We start from the raw sequence: 19,305 nt of genomic DNA, 5'->3' as shown, positions 1-19,305 counted from the left end.
CAATTCCTTTCCTTGTTTCCGGAACACGTCCGCACCCGTCGCCAGAACGCGGCGCGCGCAGGGCACCAGGCGAAACGACTTCGCCCGGGTATTCAACGCGGTCACGTCATGCCGACCCCACCCGCGCGGAACATCTGCAACAACTTGCGCGCAGGTGAGGTCCGGCTGTGCAGGCGCAGACCGCATCCGGCAGAAAAAGATCCTCCGCCTCCAGCAAAGGGGTAGCTAGTCGACCGGGCGCGATCGCACCAGCGCTTCCAGTGCATCGAGCAGGTCGCGGGCAACTGCGCTGTTGTGCGGCTCGGCGTGCTGCCGATCGTGGAGCACGCGTGCCGCCTGACCGGAGTCGCCCAGTTGCGCCAGCAGGACACTCATCGGGCAGGCCTCGAGCGTGGCGGCGTGCAGCGAGCGATGCCTGATCGACCACCACTGGAACGCGACCGCACCGATGCGCGTGGACAGCGGCGCGGACAGGTCGGGCATGCGCGTCTGGCGATGCCAGCACGGCAGCGCCTCGACCGGCATCGGGCGACCGAGGCCATAGCCCTGCCCGTAACGGGCGCCGAGCAGGCGGGCGACCTCGATCATGCCCACGTCCTCCAGCCCCTCCACCACCACATCGCAGCCGAAGTCGCGGCCCATCTGGATCACCGCGCTGACCAGGCTGATGGTCTGCGCCGGCTCGCTGCGCAGGCGCTTGAGCAGGTCCTGGTCGACCTTGATTGCGCTGAAAGGCAGGCTCGCCAGCCGGCGCAGGCTGCTGTAGCCGGAGCCCAGGTCGTCCATGGCCAGCTGCACGCCGAGATCGAGCAGGCGCTGCACGTTCTCGTCGCGCACCAGCTCGTCGAACTGCTGCGTCTCCAGGACCTCCAGCACCAGCCGGTGCGGCGCCACCCGGTGCGTGGCCAGCGCCTGCGCCACCCAGGATGCGCAGGCCGGCTCGGCCAGGGTCAGTGGCGGCAGGTTGATCGACACGTCGACCACCAGGCCTTCGGCCTGCCAGGCGCACAGTGCAGCGAGCGCGATGTCCAGCCCGCGCACGAACAGGCGGTCCAGCTCGACCTGGCGCAGTAGCGGGATGAACACGTCGGGGCCGACCATGGTCCCGTCCTCCAGCACCAGCCGCGCCAGCGCCTCCACCTTGGCCAGCTTGCCATCGCGCAGGTCCACGATGGGCTGCATCGCCATCTGCAGCCCGCCCTCGAACAGGCGGCGGCGATAGGCAACCGCCTGTTCCTGCGAGACCGGCGGCGGCGGGCGCGTGCCGCGCTGCCAGATCTCGCTCCAGCGCTGCTGCAGGTTGCGGGTGAACTGCTGCATCACCGTGCCGCCGAACTGGCGCGGGAAACGGCCGAGCACCACCAGCAGCGCCACCGGCTGCCCCTGCGCGTCCAGCACCGGCAGGTGGGCTCCGGCGCGGATCCCCAGGCGCAGCATGTGCTCGTCCAGTTCGCCCCAGCTGTCGACGCGGGTCGATCGCACGAGCGAGGCGGACGCATGCACCCGACCGGACTGCCAGGCACGTATCAGCAACGAATCGGAAGGCGGGCGCAGCGGTCCGATCTCGCCACCTTCGGCAGCGAACAATGCGGTTACCTGCGGCGCCAGCGGCCCGTCGCTGGCCTCCACGCTGAACACGCCCTCGGAACTCTGCCGCAGCACCAGCGCACAGGCGATGCCGGGCATCCGGGCAAGCTGGGCGAGCTCGCTGCCCATCGCATCCGTCCACGACCCCCACGAGGCAGGCAGCGCCTGCAGGACCATCTCGACGAACTGCTCGTTGGTCTCGGCCTGCGCCTGCAGCTGGATCTGCATGTCGTCGCGGATGCGCTGGTCCAGCAGCTGCACCACCTGGTAGCGCTCGCGGGCGAGCATCGGCTGGGCGTTGAAGTGGGCACTCAGCATGTCGCGATACACCGCCATCCAGTACATCAGCTGGGCACCGTCCACGCCGACCAGGGCGTGGATGCGTCCGAGCCGCCGGCTCTCTTCCTGCAGTCGTTCCCACGACAGGTCGCCACCGGCCAGTCGGCGCAGGTGTTCACCCTGGCGTTCGCGCAGGAGGGCGAGGTCGGCGGGGGCCAGCCCGTCGAGGATCTCGCGCGAATGCGGCTCGTCGCCCAGGCGCCGGTAGAACTCCTCGATGAAGGTCTGCTGCACGGCATCCGTCTGCGATGCCAGCTTGCGCAGCAGGCGCGAGGCGTCCTCGCCGTAGGCCTCGATGGACTGCTCGACGTGGGCATCCGCCGCCGGTGCCGTTCCGTGGCGAAGCCACCAGCGTCGGCGACTGCGTCGGTTCTGCTTGCACTGGTACAGCGCCTCCTCGGCATTGCGCAGCAGCAGGCCGCCTTCGGCGCCATCGTCGGGAAACAACGCGATACCCATGCTCTGGGAGACTTCCACCTGCAGGCCCGGTGCAAGTGACACCGGGTCGGCGAACGCCTCGCCGAGGCGGCCGGCGCAGGCATCCAGCTCTTCGTCGGTGAAGGCGGCCCCCCGGCTGGACAGCACCACGACGAACTCGTCGCCGCCTACGCGCGCCAGGAACTCGCCCGGCGCAAGCCGCTGGCGGATGCGCTGGGACAACTGCTGCAACAACTGGTCACCGCGACTCGGACCGAAGCTCTCGTTGACCACCCTGAAGTCGTCCAGGTCGATCTTGCCGACCGCCAGCGCCCGTCGCGCGGCCTGGGCGGCGGCGATCGCGCCCGGCAAGTGCCGATCCAGTTCGCGCCGGTTCGGCAGGCCGGTGAGGTCGTCGTGGAAGGCCAGGTACTCGAGCCGGTCGCGCAAGGCGCGGATCTCGTCGATGTTGCGCTGCACGCCCACGAAATGGGTCACCTGCCCCGCCTCGTCGCGCAACGGCGTGATCGCCAGCAGGTTCCAGAAGCTGCGGCCGTCCTTGCGGTAGTTGAGGATCTCGCCCTCGAAGCTGTCTTTGGCAGACAGGCGAGCGATGATCCGGGCGCGCATGCCCGGATCGGTCAGCTCGCCCTGCAGCAGACGGCAGTTGCGACCGAGGATGTCGTCCGGGCCGTACCCGGTGATCGTTTCGAAGGCGCGGTTCACGTAGACCGTACGCTGCTCGGCATCGGTGATGATCACCCCCTCCTTGACCGAGGCGAGCGCGCGCGCCAGCAGCGCCTGGGAGGCCAGCGCCTCGCGCTGCCCGCTGATGTCGACCAGGGTCCAGATCTGGTCGAAGCCCGCCCGCAGGAACGGAGCCCCCTCGATCCGCAGCCAGACCTGGTCGCCGTCGAGGCGGCGGGCCGCCACCTCCATCACCGCGCGCCCGTCCTTCGCGAACGCCTCCGCGATGCGCCCGGGCATGGCCTCGCCCTGCGCACGGTCGGCGTAGAGATCGATCGCGCGCGTGCCGAGCAGCGCCTGCGCACCGGCGGCCCCGAGCAGTTGGGCGGCGCGTTCGTTGGCCCGCGCCACGACCCGCTCACGCAGCAGCAGAACCCCCACCGTGGTGCTGTCGAGCATGGACTGGTTGAGCGCCTGGATCTCGCGTTCGCGGTGGACCAGGTCGAGCCGGTCCAGCCCCCTCGAGATGCTGCCGGCGATGGCTTCGAGCACCGTCCGCAGCTCGGTATCGAACATGTCCTCACGCAGGTGGTAGACGGTAAGCACCGCCCACATGCGGCCACCCCGGCGGATCGGCAGCGTGGCGCTGGCGCCGATCGCGAAGCGCGCGGCGCGCTCCCGCCAAGGAGCCAGAAAGCCGGCGTGGGCGAACGAGCGGTTGTAGTAGCCGCCCCCCTCGCGCCAGGTGCGCCCGGTGGATCCGCCGCCTTCCGGCAGCTCCGGATCCGCGCTGATCCGAAGACCCTCCATGTAGCCGATCGCCGGGCCGGCGCTGGCAAGGAACTCGAACCAGCCATCCGGTCCCGGCTGGCCGACCCAGGCCAGACACAGCCCCGCGTGCGCTACCGCGAGCTCGCAGACGCGCTGCAACAGCGGCAGGGCATCGTCGTAGGCGGAGGCGCACTCGGTGACCTCGGCCAGCAGGGCATTGAAGTCGGCCAGGCGGCGGCTGGCGGTTACGTCGGTCTCCACCAGCAGTGCCCCCTCGCAGCGGCCCGCGGCGTCGCGCCGTGGCGTGCTGGCCACCTGCACGATGGCGAAACCACCGTCCCGCCGGTAGTCCACCAGCATCCCGGCGAATGGCTGGCACGCAGCGATCGCCTCATGCAGGGCCTGCAGGGCCTTCCGGTCGGTGCGCTCGCCCAGCATCACCTCGCCGCGGAGGTGCCCGAGCAAGTCCTCGTCGCCGAGGCCCCCGAGGCTGCGGAAGCCCTCATTCACCCACTGGATGCGCCCGTCGAGATCGGTGATCGCCACCCCGACCGGCACCCGGGATGCCACCAGCGCCATGCGTCGCAGTTCCGCGCCATCGGCCTCCTGGCGCTCATGCTCCGCCGCCTGGTCGAACAGGAGACCGGCCACGCCGGCGCCCAGCTCCATCAGCTGGCGATGAAGCACGTCGGGCAGGCGACGTTCGAAGGAGGTCAACGCAAACGTGCCGGCCACTTCCCGCGAACGCAGTCGCACCGGGGCCGACCAGCAGGCGCCGATTCCGTGCTCCGCCGCCACGTCGCGCAGCGAGGCCCAGCGTGGATCCTCACGGGCATCGCTGACGAAGGCGGGTTCGCCGGTCCAGGCCGCGCATGCGCAGGAGCCGGAGTCCGGGCCCGGAACGACGCCGTCCAGCAGCGTCTGGACGGCGACGGGTACGCTGGGAGCGCTGACGAAGTGCAGCCGCCCGGAAGGCCCCAGCCGCATCACCGTGGCCATGGCGCCCGGCACGAAGGACTCGAACAGGCGGCAAGCCTCGTCCAGCCGCTCCGACAACGGTCCCCCGCGCGCCACCAGGTCGAGCAGCCGACGCTGCAGCTCCATCAGGCGGACCAGTTGTTCCCCGGACAGGTGCACCGGTTCGTGCGGTGGCTCCTGCATCGTTTGCATGCCTTTTCGACGATGGGACAGAGGATCGGCCCAGTGGGCGCGCGACGCAACGCCCGCGACAGGTAGCCGCCCCCGGAAGCGGCCGCCGGGCCTGAGGCGCGGCTGACCACGCGACCGCGGTTTTATTGGCCCGTCGCCCGGGTTTCGGTAAGCTCCGCGGGCTTTCCGGCCTTCGTCGTGGAGGCTTTCACGGGGATCTTTCTTGAGCGCCACCCAAGCCACGAACGACAGTCGCCATCCCCTGCTGGTAGCCCTCCTGCTTGCGGTTCTCGTGGCCGCCATGAACCTCGGCCTGTGGTGGTGGGGCAACCGACCGCATGGCCCAGACGACTGGCGCGGGCCGATCAACGGCTTCTCGGTGTCGTTCTTCCAGCGCTACCAGAACCCGCTCAAGCAGGACTTCCCCAGCGACGAGCAGATCGACAGCGACCTGAAGCTGCTGCGCAAGTACACCGGGCACATCCGCACCTACTCCACCCAGGAGAACCCGCAGGTCTACCGGCTGGCGCACCAGGACGGCCTGAAGGTGATGGCCGGCGCCAACATCGACACCCGCCGCGGCAACAACGAGCGCGAGATCGACCAGCTGATCGCGCTGGCCAACCGCTATCCGGACACCATCGACAAGGTGATCGTGGGCAACGAAGTGCTGTTCCGCGGCGACCAGACGCTGGACCAGATGATCCGCTACCTCGACCGCGTACGCGCCCACGTGCGCCAGCCGGTGTCGATCGCCGAGCCGGACTACATCTGGATCAAGTACCCGGAACTGGCCCAGCACGTCGATTTCATCACCATCCACCTGTTCCCGTTCTGGAACGGCATCGGCACCAGCGTCGACCCGGACCGCGACAACGCGCTGAATGCGGCGCTCGGCGCCTACGACAACATCCAGCGGATGTACCCGACCAAGCACATCGTGGTGGGCGAGATCGGCTGGCCGTCCAACGGCGACCGCCAGAAATACGCGCTGCCGTCGGTGTCCAACGAGGCGATCTTCATCCGCCACTGGCTCAACGCCGCCCAGGCGCGCCACATCGACTACTACCTACTGGAAGCGTTCGACCAGCCGTGGAAGGAGGCCCTCGGCGAAGGCCGTACCGGCGCCTACTGGGGCATCTTCAACGCCGACCGGCAGCCGAAGTTCCCGTTCACCGGACCGGTGGTGGAGGACACCTCGTGGCCGGCCAAGGCGCTGGCGGCCAGCCTGCTGGCGCTGCTGCCGATGATCTGGTTCGGCCGCCGCTTCAGCCGCTTCAAGCTGATGGGCCGGTTCTTCTTCGCCGCGCTGATCCAGCTGGCCTGTGGCCTGGTCGTCTGGTCGGCCACGCTGCCGTTCAATTTCTACCTGAGCTGGGTCGACTGGACCATGCTCACCCTGCTGTTCCCGGCGCAGATCGCGATCCTGGCGATCCTGCTGATCAACGGCTTCGAATTCACCGAGGTCCTGTGGCAGAAGGACTGGATCCGCAGCGCCGGCATGCTGCGCCCGGATCCGCCGGAAAAGCAGCCGTTCGTGTCGATCCACCTGGCCTGCTACAACGAGCCGCCGGAGATGGTGCAGGTCACGCTCGACTCGCTCGCCGCACTCGACTACGACAACTTCGAAGTGCTGGTGATCGACAACAACACCAAGAACCCGGACGTGTGGAAGCCGGTGCAGGCGTATTGCGAAAAGCTGGGCCCGCGCTTCCGCTTCTTCCATCTCGAACCGTGGCCCGGCTTCAAGGCCGGCGCGCTGAACTTCGGCCTGAAGGAAACCGACCCGCGCGCCGACGTGGTGGCGGTGATCGACGCCGACTACGAGGTGCGCCACGACTGGCTGTCCACCCTCACCGGCCATTTCCACGACCCGAAGGTGGCCGTGGTGCAGTGCCCGCAGGCGCATCGCGACTTCGAGCACAACCGCTTCCGCCGCATGACCGCGTGGGAGTTCGACGGCTTCTTCCGCATCGGCATGCACCACCGCAACGAGCGCAACGCGATCATCCAGCACGGCACCATGACCATGGTGCGGCGGAGCGCGCTGGAAGGCACCGGCGGCTGGTCGGAATGGACCATCTGCGAGGACGCCGAGCTCGGCCTGCGCCTGATGCACGCCGGCTACGAGCTGGTCTACGTCGACGAGCTGATGGGCAAGGGCCTGACCCCGGCCGACTTCAAGGCGTACAAGAGCCAGCGCTACCGCTGGGCCTTCGGCGCGATGCAGATCCTCAAGGGCCGCTGGAGCTGGATGGTGAAGAAGGGCCCGCTCTCAGCCGGCCAGCGCTTCCACTTCCTCACCGGCTGGTTCAGCTGGTTCGCCGACGCGCTGCACCTGATCTTCACCCTGATGGCATTGTTCTGGACCGCCGGTATGGTGGCCTTCCCGCAGTACTTCAGCCTGCCGATGCAGCTGTTCCTGATCCCGGTGATCGGCTTCTTCTTCGCCAAGGCGATCTTCGGCATCGTGCTGTACCGCGCCCGCGTCCCCTGCGGCTGGTACGACACGCTGATGGCCTCGCTGGCCAGCATGAGCCTGTCCCACGCCATCGCCCGCGGCATCCTGCACGGGCTGACCCGCGAGAAGACCTCGTTCGTGGTCACCGCCAAGAGCCGCCGGCTGGGCGAATCCGGCTTCGCCGCGTTCGCGCCGGTGCGCGAAGAGCTGCTGATGGCGATCGCGCTGGTCGGCTGCATCGTCGGCATGGCGCTGTCCTACGGCACGCGCTACATCGAGGGCACGCTGTGGATGTTCATCCTGGGCGCGCAGTCGATCCCGTATTTCTCCGCGGTGATCGGTGCCTGGATCGCGCACAAGGCCGGCGACAAGGCGGGCTGAGCCCGCCCGGGGCGTAGGGACATCGGCCATGGAGTGGCGCGTCACCTTCAAGCCGTCCGCCAACGGTATCTGCCGACGGCCCCCGCCGGAGTCCCGAAGCGGCGGCGCCGCCGCCGGCCGTTCACCCCGCCGGAACCCGGCGCTGGCTAAGCTGCGCGGACCCTCCCCGCGACCGACAGGAGTCCCCGCCCTGACCCCGTGGCACCGCATCCGCCGCCTGGCCATCGCGCTCCTGCTTTTTGCCGGCGCCACGGCGGCGCATGCCGGCGTGAAGCTGGTGGTCGATGGCGTGGACGATCCGCTGAAGTCGGCGGTGATCTCCGGGGTGGAGCTGTCGCAGTACGCCACGCGCGAGGTCAGCGCCGCCCAGGTGCGCCGGCTGTACGCCCGCGCACCCGACCAGGTGCAGGCGGCGCTGCGCCCTTACGGCTATTACGAGGCCACCGTCGATGCCGACCTCGCCCAGCAGGGCAACGACTGGCGCGTCACCCTGCACATCAAGCCGGGCGAACCGGTGAAGATCACCGCCGTGCACGTCGACCTCGATCAGGCGGCGCGGGCGATCGCGCCGATCCGGCGCGCGGAACGGGCGATCGAACAGCTGAAGGGGCAGACCCTCAACGACGGCGCTTACGACGCCGCGCGCGACGCGCTGAGCGGCCAGCTCACCGCGAACGGCTTCCTCGCCGCCAAGCTGCTCACCCATCGCGTCGAGGTGACGCGCGCGGACCGCAGCGCGGTGATTCGCCTCGCCTGGGAGGCCGGCCCGCGCTACCGCTTCGGTCCAGTGCAGTTCGAGGGCTCGCAGTTCCGCGACGGCTTCCTCGACCGCTACGTGCCGTTCAAGCCTGGCGACTATTTCTCGCAGGACAAGCTGCTCGACCTGCAGCAGGCGCTCAACGGCGCCGACTACTTCTCGGTGGTCAACGTGCAGCCGGACGTCGACGATGCGAAGGACGGCACGGTGAACGTGCGCGTGCAGCTGGTACCGGCCAAGCGCACGGTCTACACCGGCGGCCCGTTCATCGGCACCGACACCGGCTTCGGCCTGCGTGGCGGGGTGGAAAAGCGCTGGGTCAACCGCCTTGGCCACAAATGGAAGAACGAACTGGTGGTGGCGCAGCGGCTGAAGACGCTCTCCACCTTCTACTCCATCCCCCGCCCCGGCAAGAACCAGCACAGCCTGAACTTCGGCGCCAACTACCGCGACGCCAACACCGACACCTCGCAGTCGCGCACGCTGGAGCTGGTCGGCAACGACACCCGGCTGTGGCACGGCTGGACGCGCACGCTGGGGGTGCACGCGCTGTCCGGCACCTTCACCGTGGGCAAGCGCAGCGGCGAACCCGACAACGCACCGGGCGTCGACCACGGCCGCAGCACGCTGGTGTTCGCCGAAGCCTCGCTGGGCCGCAAGCGCGGCGACAACCCGACCTTCGTGCGCAAGGGCTGGTCGATCAACCTGGCCGTGCGCAGCACCGCCGGCACGCTGCTTTCGGACACCCGCTTCGCCCAGTTCACCGTCGATGCGAAATGGATCCGCGCCTTCCTCGGACGCAACCGGCTGATCCTGCGCGGCAGCGCCGGCATGACCACCACCGGCAACTTCGATGCGCTGCCGCCGCAGCTGCGCTTCTTCGCCGGCGGCGACCGCTCGGTGCGCGGCTACGGCTTCCAGTCGATCGGTCCGACCAACAGCTATGGTCGCGTGATCGGCGGTCGCAACCTGCTGGTGGCCAGCACCGAGGTCGAGCACTACTTCACGAGAAAATGGGGTATTGCCGCCTTCGTCGACGCCGGCAACGCCTTCACCGGCACCGACTACCGGCCGAAGATCGGCGCCGGCCTCGGCGTGCGCTGGCTGTCGCCAGTGGGGATGATCCGTGTCGACTTCGGCACGCCGGTGCACAGTCGCGAGAAGCACGGCATCGAGCTGCACATCGTGATCGGACCGGACCTGTGAGGAGGCGCGCATGATCGACACAGCACGCCCCGCCCGTCCCCGCCGCCGCTGGCTGCGCGCACTGGCGTTCGGCCTGCTCGCTGTCGTGCTGGCGATCGCGCTGGCGCTGGGCTGGCTGCTCGGTACCGGGAGCGGCCTGCGCTTCGCCATCGCCCGCGCCAGTGCCGCGACGGGCGGCGCACTGAGCGTCGCCCGCGCCGAAGGCCGCCTGCTTGGCCCGCTGACGGTGCAGCGCCTGCGCTACCGCGACAAGCAGGGGCTGGACGTGCAGGTCGCGCGGGCGCGGCTGGATCTGTCCCTCGCTGCCCTGCTGCGCAAGCGCCTGCACGTGCTGGAGCTGGACGCGGACGGCATCGCGTTGGCGCTGCCGCCACCCTCGCCGCGACCTGCGGCGGGCAGCGGCTTCGACCTGCAGCCGCCGCTGGATGTGCAGGTCGACCGCCTGCATACCGGCCAGTTGCGCATCACTCGGCAGGGGCAATCCATATTCGCCGCCGACCGCATCGACCTCGCCGGCCGCTGGACCGGGCGCGGCATCGCGCTGCGGCAGTTCGATCTGGCCGGCCCGGATGGCGAGGTGCACCTGTCCGGCGAACTGGCCTCGGCCGACTATCGCGGCCAGGGCCAGGGCCGCTTCCGCTGGAAGCTCGGCGACACCACCTGGAGCGGCCAGCTGCAGGCCCGCGGCGATGGCCACACGGCACAGCTCGAACTGGCCCTGGCCAGCCCGGCCGCGGCCACCCTCGAAGTGTCGCTGGAGCAGCACGGCGACTATCCATGGACCGCCACGCTGCAGGCACCGCGCTTCGATCCCTCGCCCATCCTCGGCCCCGGAGCGCTGCACGCGCTGGCGTTGTCGCTGAAGGCCAGCGGCGATCATCGCGGCGGCCGCATCGACGGCACCGTGCAGCTGAACGACACCACCTTGCAGCTGCAGCCGCTGCGCGCGCGTCTGAGCGACAGCCTCGACACGCTGCAGCTCGAGCAACTCGCCCTTGCCTCGCCGCAGATCCCGGGCTCGCTGCAGGCCAGTGGTCTGGTGCAACTGTCCGCAACGCCGCTCAGCGCCGATCTGAAGGTGCAGTGGAAGGGCGTCACGCTGCCGAAGGAGCTGGTCGGCCAGGTGCTGGCCACGGATGGCTCGCTGAGCGCCAAGGGCAGCACGGAGCACTTCCAGGCCCATGGCGACGTCTCACTCGGACCGCCCGGGCAACCGGCCCACCTGGCCGTCGACCTGGCCGGCACACCGGCCTCGATCGCGCTGCACACGCTCGCCCTGAAGGAGAAAAACGGACAGCTGGTCGCCAGCGGCACCGTCAACCTGCAGCCGTCCCTGGGCTGGCAGTTGGACATGCAGGCGCAGCATTTCGATCCCGGCGAAGTGGTCGCCGGCTGGCCCGGCGCCATCGACGCCGAGCTGCATACGCGCGGCCGGCGGCAGGTGAACGGCTGGGAAGGCTCGCTGGCGCTGCAGCGGCTGACCGGCACGCTGCGCCAGCGGATGCTGCGAGGCAAGGGCACGCTGCACCTGTCGCCCCGCGGGGTGCTGGACGGCACGCTGGACCTCTCCTCCGGCAACAGCCGCCTGCACGTGGCGGCCAAGCCGGGCGCGCAGAACGACGCCGAGCTGCGGCTGGCGATCGCCTCGCTGTCCGACTGGCTGCCCGACGCCAGCGGCCACCTGCAGGGACATCTGGTCGTGCGTGGGCTGGCGCCGCGGCTGAGCGTCAACGGCACGCTGCAGGGCGACCGGCTGGGCTGGCGCCAGGATCGGCTGGACCACCTGCAGCTGGTCGTCGGCCTGCCCGACCTGAGCCGACTGGCCGGCAAGCTCGACGTGCAGGGCCAGGGCCTGCTCGCAAGTGGGCTGGCGTTCGACCGCCTGCACCTGCTGGCCGAGGGCAGCGAGGCGACTCACCGGCTTGCCGTCGATGCCACCGGACGCCAGTTGAGCGGCCGGCTGGCACTCGACGGCTCGCTGCGCAACGGTGCCTGGACCGGCACCCTCCGCACGCTCGACCTGGCCCCGGAGGGCCTGCCTCGCTGGCAGCTGCAGCAGGCCACGGCACTGGCCTACCGCGATGGCGGCTGGCGGGCCGGCGAACTGTGCCTGTCTGCCGGCGAGCCGCTGCTGTGCGCCTCGGCCAGCCAGGACCGGGCCGGCACGCTCGACGCCAGCTACCGCCTGCACGCGCTGCCGCTGGCGCTGATTCTCAACGCCGCCGGACTGGCTGACCTGCCGATGCGCGCCGACGGCACCCTCGAGGGCGACGGTGCGCTCGAACGCAAGGCCGACGGCACGCTCGATGGCCACGCAACGATCCGCTCCGCCCGCGGCGCCATCAACTACAGCGACCACGGCGATCATCCGCTGCTCGCCTACCGCGACCTCGCCCTGGACGCCCGCCTTGTCCCCGGCAGTCGGCACGCCACCGTACACGCACTGCTCGACGGCGGCGGCCACGTCGATGGCCAGGTGACGATGTCCGGTCCCGGGCAGACGCTGGCCGGCAACGTGGACGTGCAGCTCGGCCAGCTCGGCTTCGTCGAACTGCTCACCACCGAACTGGCCAACGTGAAGGGCTCGCTGGCCGGGCGCTTCCAGGTCGGCGGCACACTCGCCTCGCCCAAGCTGGCCGGCAGCGCGACCGTCGATGGTCTCGCCGCGGAGATCCCCGCCGCCGGCCTAAAGCTCGCCGACGGCCACCTGACGCTGGCGGCCGACGACGCCCGGCAGCTGCATCTGGACGGGACGCTGCGTTCGGGCAAGGGCACGCTGGGCGTGCGCGGCACGGTCGGCTTCGGCACCGACGCATCCACCGAACTGGTGTTCCAGGGGCAGCAGGTCACCGCCGCCGACATTCCCGCGGCGCGGGTGGTGGTATCGCCCACGCTGGTGCTCAAGCAGGACGCACAGGGCATGGACGTCACCGGCCGCGTCGCGCTGGACAGCGCCGACATCGACGTCTCGCGCCTGCCCGGCGCGGGCGCCACGAAGGCGTCGCCCGACGTGGTGGTGATGGACGAGCGGCAGCAGGAGGCGAAGGCGAAGGCCATGCCGATCAGCGCCACCGTGGCGGTGGACCTGGGCGAGCGCACCCACCTGGTCGGCATGGGACTGGACGGCAACCTGCGCGGCCAGCTGGTGGTACGCGAGCGTCCCGGCCGCGCCACCACCGGCCAGGGTCAGGTCGACGTCTCCGGCACCTACCGGGCCTACGGCCAGAATCTGTCGATCGAGCGCGGCCAGCTGCTGTTCGCCACCACCCCGATCGACAACCCGCGGCTGGACATCCGCGCGGTGCGCCGGCTCAACCCGAACGCGACCGTCGACGAGGGCCAGAAGGTCGGCCTCTACGTGTCCGGCACCGCGCAGCGGCCGGTGCTCAGCGTGTTCTCGCAGCCGGTGATGGAGCAATCCGATGCGCTGTCCTACCTGATCACCGGCAAGCCGCTGTCGGAGGTGAAGGGCGGCGAGGGCTCGATGGTGAATTCCGCCGCACAGGCGCTCGGCTCGGCCGGCGGCGACCTGCTGGCCAAGCGCATCGGCTCGCAGCTCGGCGTGGACGACATCGGCGTGTCCAGCAGCGACGCACTCAACGGCAGCTCGGCGTTCACCGTCGGCAAGTACCTCTCGCCGCGGCTGTACCTGAGCTACGGCGTGGGGTTGTTCGAACCGGGCCAGGTGATCACCCTGCGCTACCGGCTGAGCAAGCGCTGGAGCTTCGAGGCGCAAGATGCCACGACCTTCAGCCGCGCCAGCTTCAACTACCGGCTGGAGCGCTGACGCCACCGGCGCATGCGTCGTCGGTCATGCTGCAGGGCCCGGAAAGGGAGCGTATGGTGTGGGGATTTTCCCACCCGGAGTTCTCCGATGAAGCCCACCCGCTGGATGCTTGCCACCGCTGTCTGCGCCGCGCTCGCCGCGTGCGGTCATTCCGAAGCCCCCTCGTCGAAGGCCCCCGCCCCGGCAAGCACCGCGCCGAAGACCGCCGCCGCGCCCGCGCCGGCACCGATCGGCATCGACCTGGCCGGCATGGACAAGTCCAAGCCCGCCGGTGACGGCTTCTTCCAGTACACCAATGGCACCTGGTTCAAGGACACGCAGATTCCGGCGGACCGCTCCAGCACCGGCTCGTTCCTCAAGCTCTACGAATTGGCCCAGAAGCGCACCGCCGAGCTGATCCAGAAAGCCGGCGAGGGCAATCCGGCCGCCGGCTCGAACGCGCGCAAGATCGCCGACTACTACGCCGCGTACATGAACACCGATGCGATCGAAAAGGCCGGCCTGAAGCCGCTCGAGCCGGAGCTGTCGGCGATCGAAGGCATCAAGTCCCGCGCCGACCTGGCCAAGGTGCTCGGCAGCCGCCTGCGCGCCGACGTCGATCCGATCAACGCCACCAACTTCCACACCAGCCACCTGTTCGGCCTGTTCGTCACCCAGGGCCTGGAAGACCCGTCGCAGAACATTGCCTACCTGCTGCAGGGCGGCCTGGCCCTGCCCAGCCGCGACTATTACCTGTCCGATGACGCCGCGACCAAGACCACCCGCGACCAGTACCACGCGTATGTCGTGGCCCTGCTCAAGCAGGCCGGCGACAAGAACGCCGAGGCCGAAGCGAACACCATCCTCGCGCTGGAAACCAAGATCGCCAAGGCACAGACCAGCCTGGTCGACAGCCAGGACGTGCACAAGGCGAACAACCTGTGGCCGACCGCCGACTTCGCCAAGAAGGCTCCTGGGCTGGACTGGCCGGCCTACTTCAAGGCCGCCGGCCTCGACGGCGTGAAGACCATCGACGTGTGGCAGCCGGATGCCGTCACCGGCCTGGCGAAGCTGGTCGGCAGCGAGCCGCTGTCCGCCTGGAAGACCCTGCTGCGCTTCCACACCATCAACAGCAGCGCGAGCCTGCTGCCCAAGGGCTACGCCGACCTTGCGTTCGGCTTCTACGGCCACGACCTGCAGGGCATCCCGCAGCAGCGCCCGCGCGCCAAGGATGCGATCGACGCCACCAGCACCGACCTCGGTGATGCGGTGGGCCAGATCTACGTGAAGAACTACTTCCCGGCCTCGTCCAAGGCCGAAGTCGAAACGATGGTGAAGAACATCGTCAACGCCTTCGACCAGCGCATCGACACGCTGACCTGGATGACTCCTGCCACCAAGGGAAAGGCCAAAGAGAAGATCAAGACGCTGCGCGTCAGCGTGGGCTATCCGGATACCTGGCGCGACTACAGCTCGCTGACGGTCAAGCCGGACGATGCGCTAGGCAACCACCTGCGCGCCGTGGAACTGGAGTACCAGCACCAGCGCGCCAAGATCGGCCAGCCGGTCGACCGCGGCGAGTGGTGGATGACCCCGCAGACGGTCAATGCGGTGAACCTGCCGCTGCAGAACGCGCTGAACTTCCCGGCGGCGATCCTCGAGGCGCCGTTCTTCGATCCGAAGGCCGACCCGGCCGCCAACTACGGCTCGATCGGCGCAGTGATCGGCCACGAGATCAGCCACAGCTTCGACAACACCGGCGCCGATTTCGACGCGCAGGGCAAGCTGGCCAACTGGTGGACGCCGGACGACCTCAAGCACTTCGAGGCCGCGGGCCAGAAGCTGGTCAAGCAGTACGACGGCATACGAGATCCTGCCGGGCCTGCACGTGAACGGGCAGCAGACACTGGGCGAGAACATCGCCGACGTGTCCGGCCTCACCGCCGCGCTGGCCGCCTACCACGCCTCGCTCGGCGGCAAGCCGGCGCCGGTGATCGACGGCCTGACCGGCGACCAGCGCTTCTTCATCGCCTTCGGCGAGACCTGGCGCTCGAAGACCCGCGATGCCGCCGCCCGCGTGCGCGCGGCGACCGACGTGCACGCCCCGGCGCAGTTCCGCGCCGAGACCGTGCGCAACATGGACGACTGGTACAAGGCGTTCGACGTGAAGCCGGGCCAGACGATGTACCTGGATCCGGACCAGCGCGTGAAGATCTGGTAAGGCCCGACCGGCCGTGACACCCCCGGGGCGCGACGGCAACGTCGCGCCCTTTTTCGTCCCCGTCGCGTCGGGCCGGCCGGGTGGCGTTACACCCGCCGGAACAGGCTGACGCGGCGTCCGATCGCCGTCACCGTCCAGCCGAAGCGGGCCGCAATCCAGCGCAGCGACGCTTCGGAATGAAAACCGACGTGGGTCGGATCGCGGTGGTAGTGCCAGCGGGCGAAGTCGGCCATCGGCGGGCGCAGTTCGGTCATCAGGCCGAGCCAGCCGCCGGGCTTCAGCAGCGCATCGATGCGCGTCAGGTCGCGCAGCGGATCGTGCATGTGCTCGAGCACCTCGGTGCAGGTGACGAAGTCGTAGCGTGCGTCGAGCAGGGTGTCGTCGGCCGCGAAGAACGGGTCGTAGCCGACGGCGGGAAAGCCGGCATCGGTGAGCATCGAGGCCAGCGCTGGCGCCGCGCCGCAGCCGTAGTCCAGACCGCGCGCACCGGGCGCGAGGCAGGCGATCAGTGGATCGGCGAGCTGACCCAGGAAGCGCCGGTAACCCGGATCATCGACGCGGTTGTCGTGCGTGCCGTAATACGCGCGCTCGGCCTCGGCATCGAGCCAGGTCGCGCGATCGCGGCTGACCAGGTCGCACCTGGGACAGTGCCGGTAGACGCCGGTAGCCTCGCGCCACGGCGCACCGGTCGCCGCCCCGCACAGCGGGCAAGCGACCGGCACCTCAGCGGATGCCGAGGCCATCGATGCCGGTGGCGTCGGCCTCGAAGCCAGCCAGCGTGGCGAAGCGGCGGCCGCGCTCGGCGTAGTCCTTGAACTGGTCGAAGCTCGGCGCGCCGGGCGACATCAGCACCACGCCGCCCGCGGGCGTAGCGGCACGCCCTGCCTCCACCGCCGCGGCCAGGTCAGCCACGCGCGACACCGGGCAGGCGACGTTGCCGGCGACGAGCGCCGCTTCGATGCGCGGACCGTTCGCCCCCATGCAGACGATCGCCCGCGGCGGATGCGCCTGCACGTGCGTGACGAACGGCGCCCAGTCCACGCCCCGGTCGTAGCCGCCCACCAGCACGCTGATCTCGCGCCCCGGCAGGCTCTCCAGCGCCGCCACCACCGCCGGAGGCGTGGTGGCGATGGAATCGTTGATCCAGTCCAGCCCATCCCGCCGTCCCAGCGGCTGCAGCCGGTGCGGCAAAGGGCGGAAGGTGGCCAGCGCCGGCGCCGCGGCCAGCGCGTCGTAACCGAGCAGCTCCAGCGCGGCCAGCGCGGCGCTGGCATTGAGTGCGTTGTGCAGGCCGGGCACGCCGAGCTGCGCCACCGGGAAGACCTCGCGCTTGCCGCGGCGGATGAAACCGTCGGCGACATGCCAGCCATCCGGCTCGCCGAACAAGCGACGGTCCGCGTGCGCGGTCGTCAGCGCCAACAGGTTGGCCTGCTGGCCGTTCACCAGCAGGGTGCGTGCCCGGTCGCCGAGCCTGAGCTTGTCAGCCACGTAGCGCTCGCGCGAGCCGTGCCAGTCCAGGTGCTCCTCGTACAGGCTGGTCACCACGGCCAGCTCCAGCGGGCCGGCCTCACCGGTCTGGAAGCTGGAAAGCTCGATCGCCCACAGATCAGCCGACTGGCCATCCAGCTCCAGCAACGGCAAGCCGATGTTGCCGGCCAGCGCGGTGCGAACATCAAGACTTCGCGCAAGGTGAGCCAGCAACGCGGTGGTGGTGCTTTTGCCCTTGGTGCCGGTGACCGCGACCACGCGGGCGTCCGGATGCCCGCCGAACCACAGCGCGGTGCCGGAGGTGAATACCGTGCCCTGCGCCTGCGCCGTGGTCACTGCCGGCTTGTAGATCGAGATGCCCGGCGACTTCACCACCACGTCGCAGGCGGACAGCGCCACCGCGTCAGGCTCGATGCCATGCACGGTCAGCGCCGGATCGAAGGCCCGTGCCGCATCCACCTCGGCCTCGCTGCAGTACAGCGCCAACGGCAACGCCGGCAGCTGCGCGCGGATCGCGGTGATCGCCGCCCGCCCCTCGCGGCCAAAGCCCCAGATCGCGACGCGCCGTCCCACCAGGTCAGCGATACGCACGGCCCAGCCCCTGTAGGAGCGCACCCTGTGCGCGACCGGACGTGGATCCCGGGAAATGCAGTCGCGCACAGGGTGCGCTCCTACAGATCATGGGTTGGGTCCGCCGATCGCCGCCAGGGCGCCCTGCAACCGTGCAGGTACGCGGTGCTCGCCCGACGGCTGCAGCCACGGCTCCAGCGCCAGCTGCGATGCGTCGAGCTGCGGCAGGATCTCGCTGCGGAAGCGTGCGACGAGCGCATCCTCCGCCCACTCCGGCCGCTGGCTCAGCGCGTACATCGCCGCCCGTGCCTCGGCGCCCTCGCCCACGCATTCGAACGGTTTGTGGTCCTGGTACTCGAGCAGCGCGTCGAAGCCGGCCGCCTGCGACTCGTCGTCCAGCAGGTTGCGGCCGAAGATGGTAAGGAGCCGCGGCTTGGGCAGGAACGGCGCCAGCGCGAGGAACACGAAATGGCACTTCGGGCACTGCCCGCACCAGCGGTCGGCGGGCTTCGGGCCGAGGATGCGGAAATTGCGGTTGCAGCTGGAGAAGCTGTCGAAGTACGGCGTGAGTTTCGCGAAGGCGCGGGTGATCGCCAGTTCCGAATACGGACGCAGCAGCGAGCAGTAATCGAGATCCGCTGCCACATGGCTGTGCAGCCAGTCCGACAGCAGCGTCTCGAACGCGTAGCCCTTGCTCCACTGGTGGTTCACCTGCTGCCCTTCGTATTCCAGCGTCGCCGCCGAGGCCGATCGCTCATTGGCGAAGGCGATGGAATCGTGCCCGTAGAGGATCGCCGCCACGGCGAGGATCGCCGAGTTCACCGCGGTGACCGGGATGTGGCCGTTCCACGCGCCGAGCCGGTTCAGCTCGAACAGGCCCGGCGCCAGCTCGCGCTGGATGTTCAGCGTGGGCAGGCTAGTGCGCTCGGCACAGGCGGCGATCAGCGGCGAGTTGCCGACCCACACCGCGGTGGCGTCACCGCCGATGGATTTGATCGCCTCGACCGCCACCAGCGAATCCTTGCCGCCGCCGATCGGCACCAGGGTGCGCTTCGGCAGGCCCAGCACCGGCGCCACCGACAAGGACTGGCCGCCACGCGGAAAACGGATGCGACCGCGCAGATCCAGCCCGTTGCGGTAGGCGAATTCGGCCAGGCCGTTCAGGTACAGCGCGTCAAGCAGGTCGGCGGTGGCATCGTCCAGCGGACCATCGTCGACGGCGATGGTCGGCGGCACGCCGGCCTTGTAGTAGCTCACGCCGGCGATCAGGTGCAGCAGCTTGAGTGCCGCGTCGAACGCCGCCTGCCGCGCCGGCGGGAGGGCGGGGGCGGCAGGGAAGCGGATGCGTTCGACCAGCGGCTCTCCCTCGTCGAAGGCATAGGCCAGTTCGGCCACGCCGTCGGCATAACGGGCATGCAGAAAACGGAACACCTGGGTCAGGCGCGGTTGGATCGGTTGGCTCACGTAGTTCTCCCTCGCCGGCCGCGGCTCGGCGCAAGCGCAGA

General features: G+C 69.7%; 7 protein-coding genes and 1 pseudogene. 4 read left to right on the top strand and 4 right to left on the bottom strand.

Annotated features, from left to right (window positions below):
- Positions 1-225: 225 nt before the first annotated feature.
- A complete protein-coding gene (locus tag ATSB10_RS18635) occupies positions 226-4,971 on the bottom strand; it encodes an EAL domain-containing protein (protein ID WP_169816733.1) in 4,746 nt (1,581 codons plus the stop codon).
- A gap of 202 nt (positions 4,972-5,173) precedes the next feature.
- Here ATSB10_RS18635 and ATSB10_RS18630 point away from each other — a divergent pair, with 202 nt between their 5' ends.
- The 4 genes and pseudogenes from ATSB10_RS18630 (at position 5,174) to ATSB10_RS18615 (ending at position 15,742) form a co-directional block, all read left to right on the top strand.
- Positions 5,174-7,792 (top strand): glycosyltransferase, encoded by a 2,619-nt coding sequence (locus ATSB10_RS18630; protein ID WP_063674194.1) that lies wholly within the window; start codon positions 5,174-5,176, stop codon positions 7,790-7,792.
- A gap of 28 nt (positions 7,793-7,820) precedes the next feature.
- On the top strand, positions 7,821-9,755 hold the full coding sequence (locus ATSB10_RS18625) for an autotransporter assembly complex protein TamA (RefSeq protein ID WP_236886459.1): 1,935 nt from the start codon (positions 7,821-7,823) through the stop codon (positions 9,753-9,755).
- Between the two features lie 10 nt (positions 9,756-9,765).
- Entirely contained in the window at positions 9,766-13,542 is a 3,777-nt protein-coding gene (locus ATSB10_RS18620; protein ID WP_063674193.1) for a translocation/assembly module TamB domain-containing protein, read from the top strand.
- 87 nt (positions 13,543-13,629) lie between these two features.
- Positions 13,630-15,742, top strand: a pseudogene (locus tag ATSB10_RS18615) (M13 family metallopeptidase).
- A gap of 86 nt (positions 15,743-15,828) precedes the next feature.
- Here ATSB10_RS18615 and ATSB10_RS18610 read toward each other — a convergent pair.
- The 3 genes from ATSB10_RS18610 to murL all read right to left on the bottom strand — a co-directional run bounded on the left by ATSB10_RS18610 (position 15,829) and on the right by murL (position 19,264).
- Positions 15,829-16,464, bottom strand: coding sequence for a class I SAM-dependent methyltransferase (locus tag ATSB10_RS18610; protein ID WP_236886458.1), 636 nt, complete (start codon positions 16,462-16,464; stop codon positions 15,829-15,831).
- A 1-nt stretch (position 16,465) separates the two neighbouring features.
- On the bottom strand, positions 16,466-17,821 hold the full coding sequence (gene murD, locus ATSB10_RS18605; protein WP_063674583.1) for a UDP-N-acetylmuramoyl-L-alanine--D-glutamate ligase: 1,356 nt from the start codon (positions 17,819-17,821) through the stop codon (positions 16,466-16,468).
- Positions 17,822-17,908: 87 nt separating this feature from the next.
- Entirely contained in the window at positions 17,909-19,264 is a 1,356-nt protein-coding gene (gene murL, locus ATSB10_RS18600) for a UDP-N-acetyl-alpha-D-muramoyl-L-alanyl-L-glutamate epimerase (protein WP_063674191.1), read from the bottom strand.
- Between the last annotated feature and the right edge of the window lie 41 nt (positions 19,265-19,305).

The sequence above is a fragment of the Dyella thiooxydans genome, from assembly GCF_001641285.1.
In the GTDB taxonomy this organism is placed as follows: domain Bacteria; phylum Pseudomonadota; class Gammaproteobacteria; order Xanthomonadales; family Rhodanobacteraceae; genus Dyella_A; species Dyella_A thiooxydans.
This window is presented reverse-complemented; position numbering and strand designations above follow the sequence as displayed.

Excerpts from the sequence above, each read along its gene's own strand:
- ATSB10_RS18635 (WP_169816733.1), bottom strand. The coding sequence starts at position 4,971 with ATGCAAACGATGCAGGAGCCACCGCACGAACCGGTGCACCTGTCCGGG.
- ATSB10_RS18620 (WP_063674193.1), top strand. The coding sequence starts at position 9,766 with ATGATCGACACAGCACGCCCCGCCCGTCCCCGCCGCCGCTGGCTGCGC.
- ATSB10_RS18625 (WP_236886459.1), top strand. The coding sequence starts at position 7,821 with ATGGAGTGGCGCGTCACCTTCAAGCCGTCCGCCAACGGTATCTGCCGA.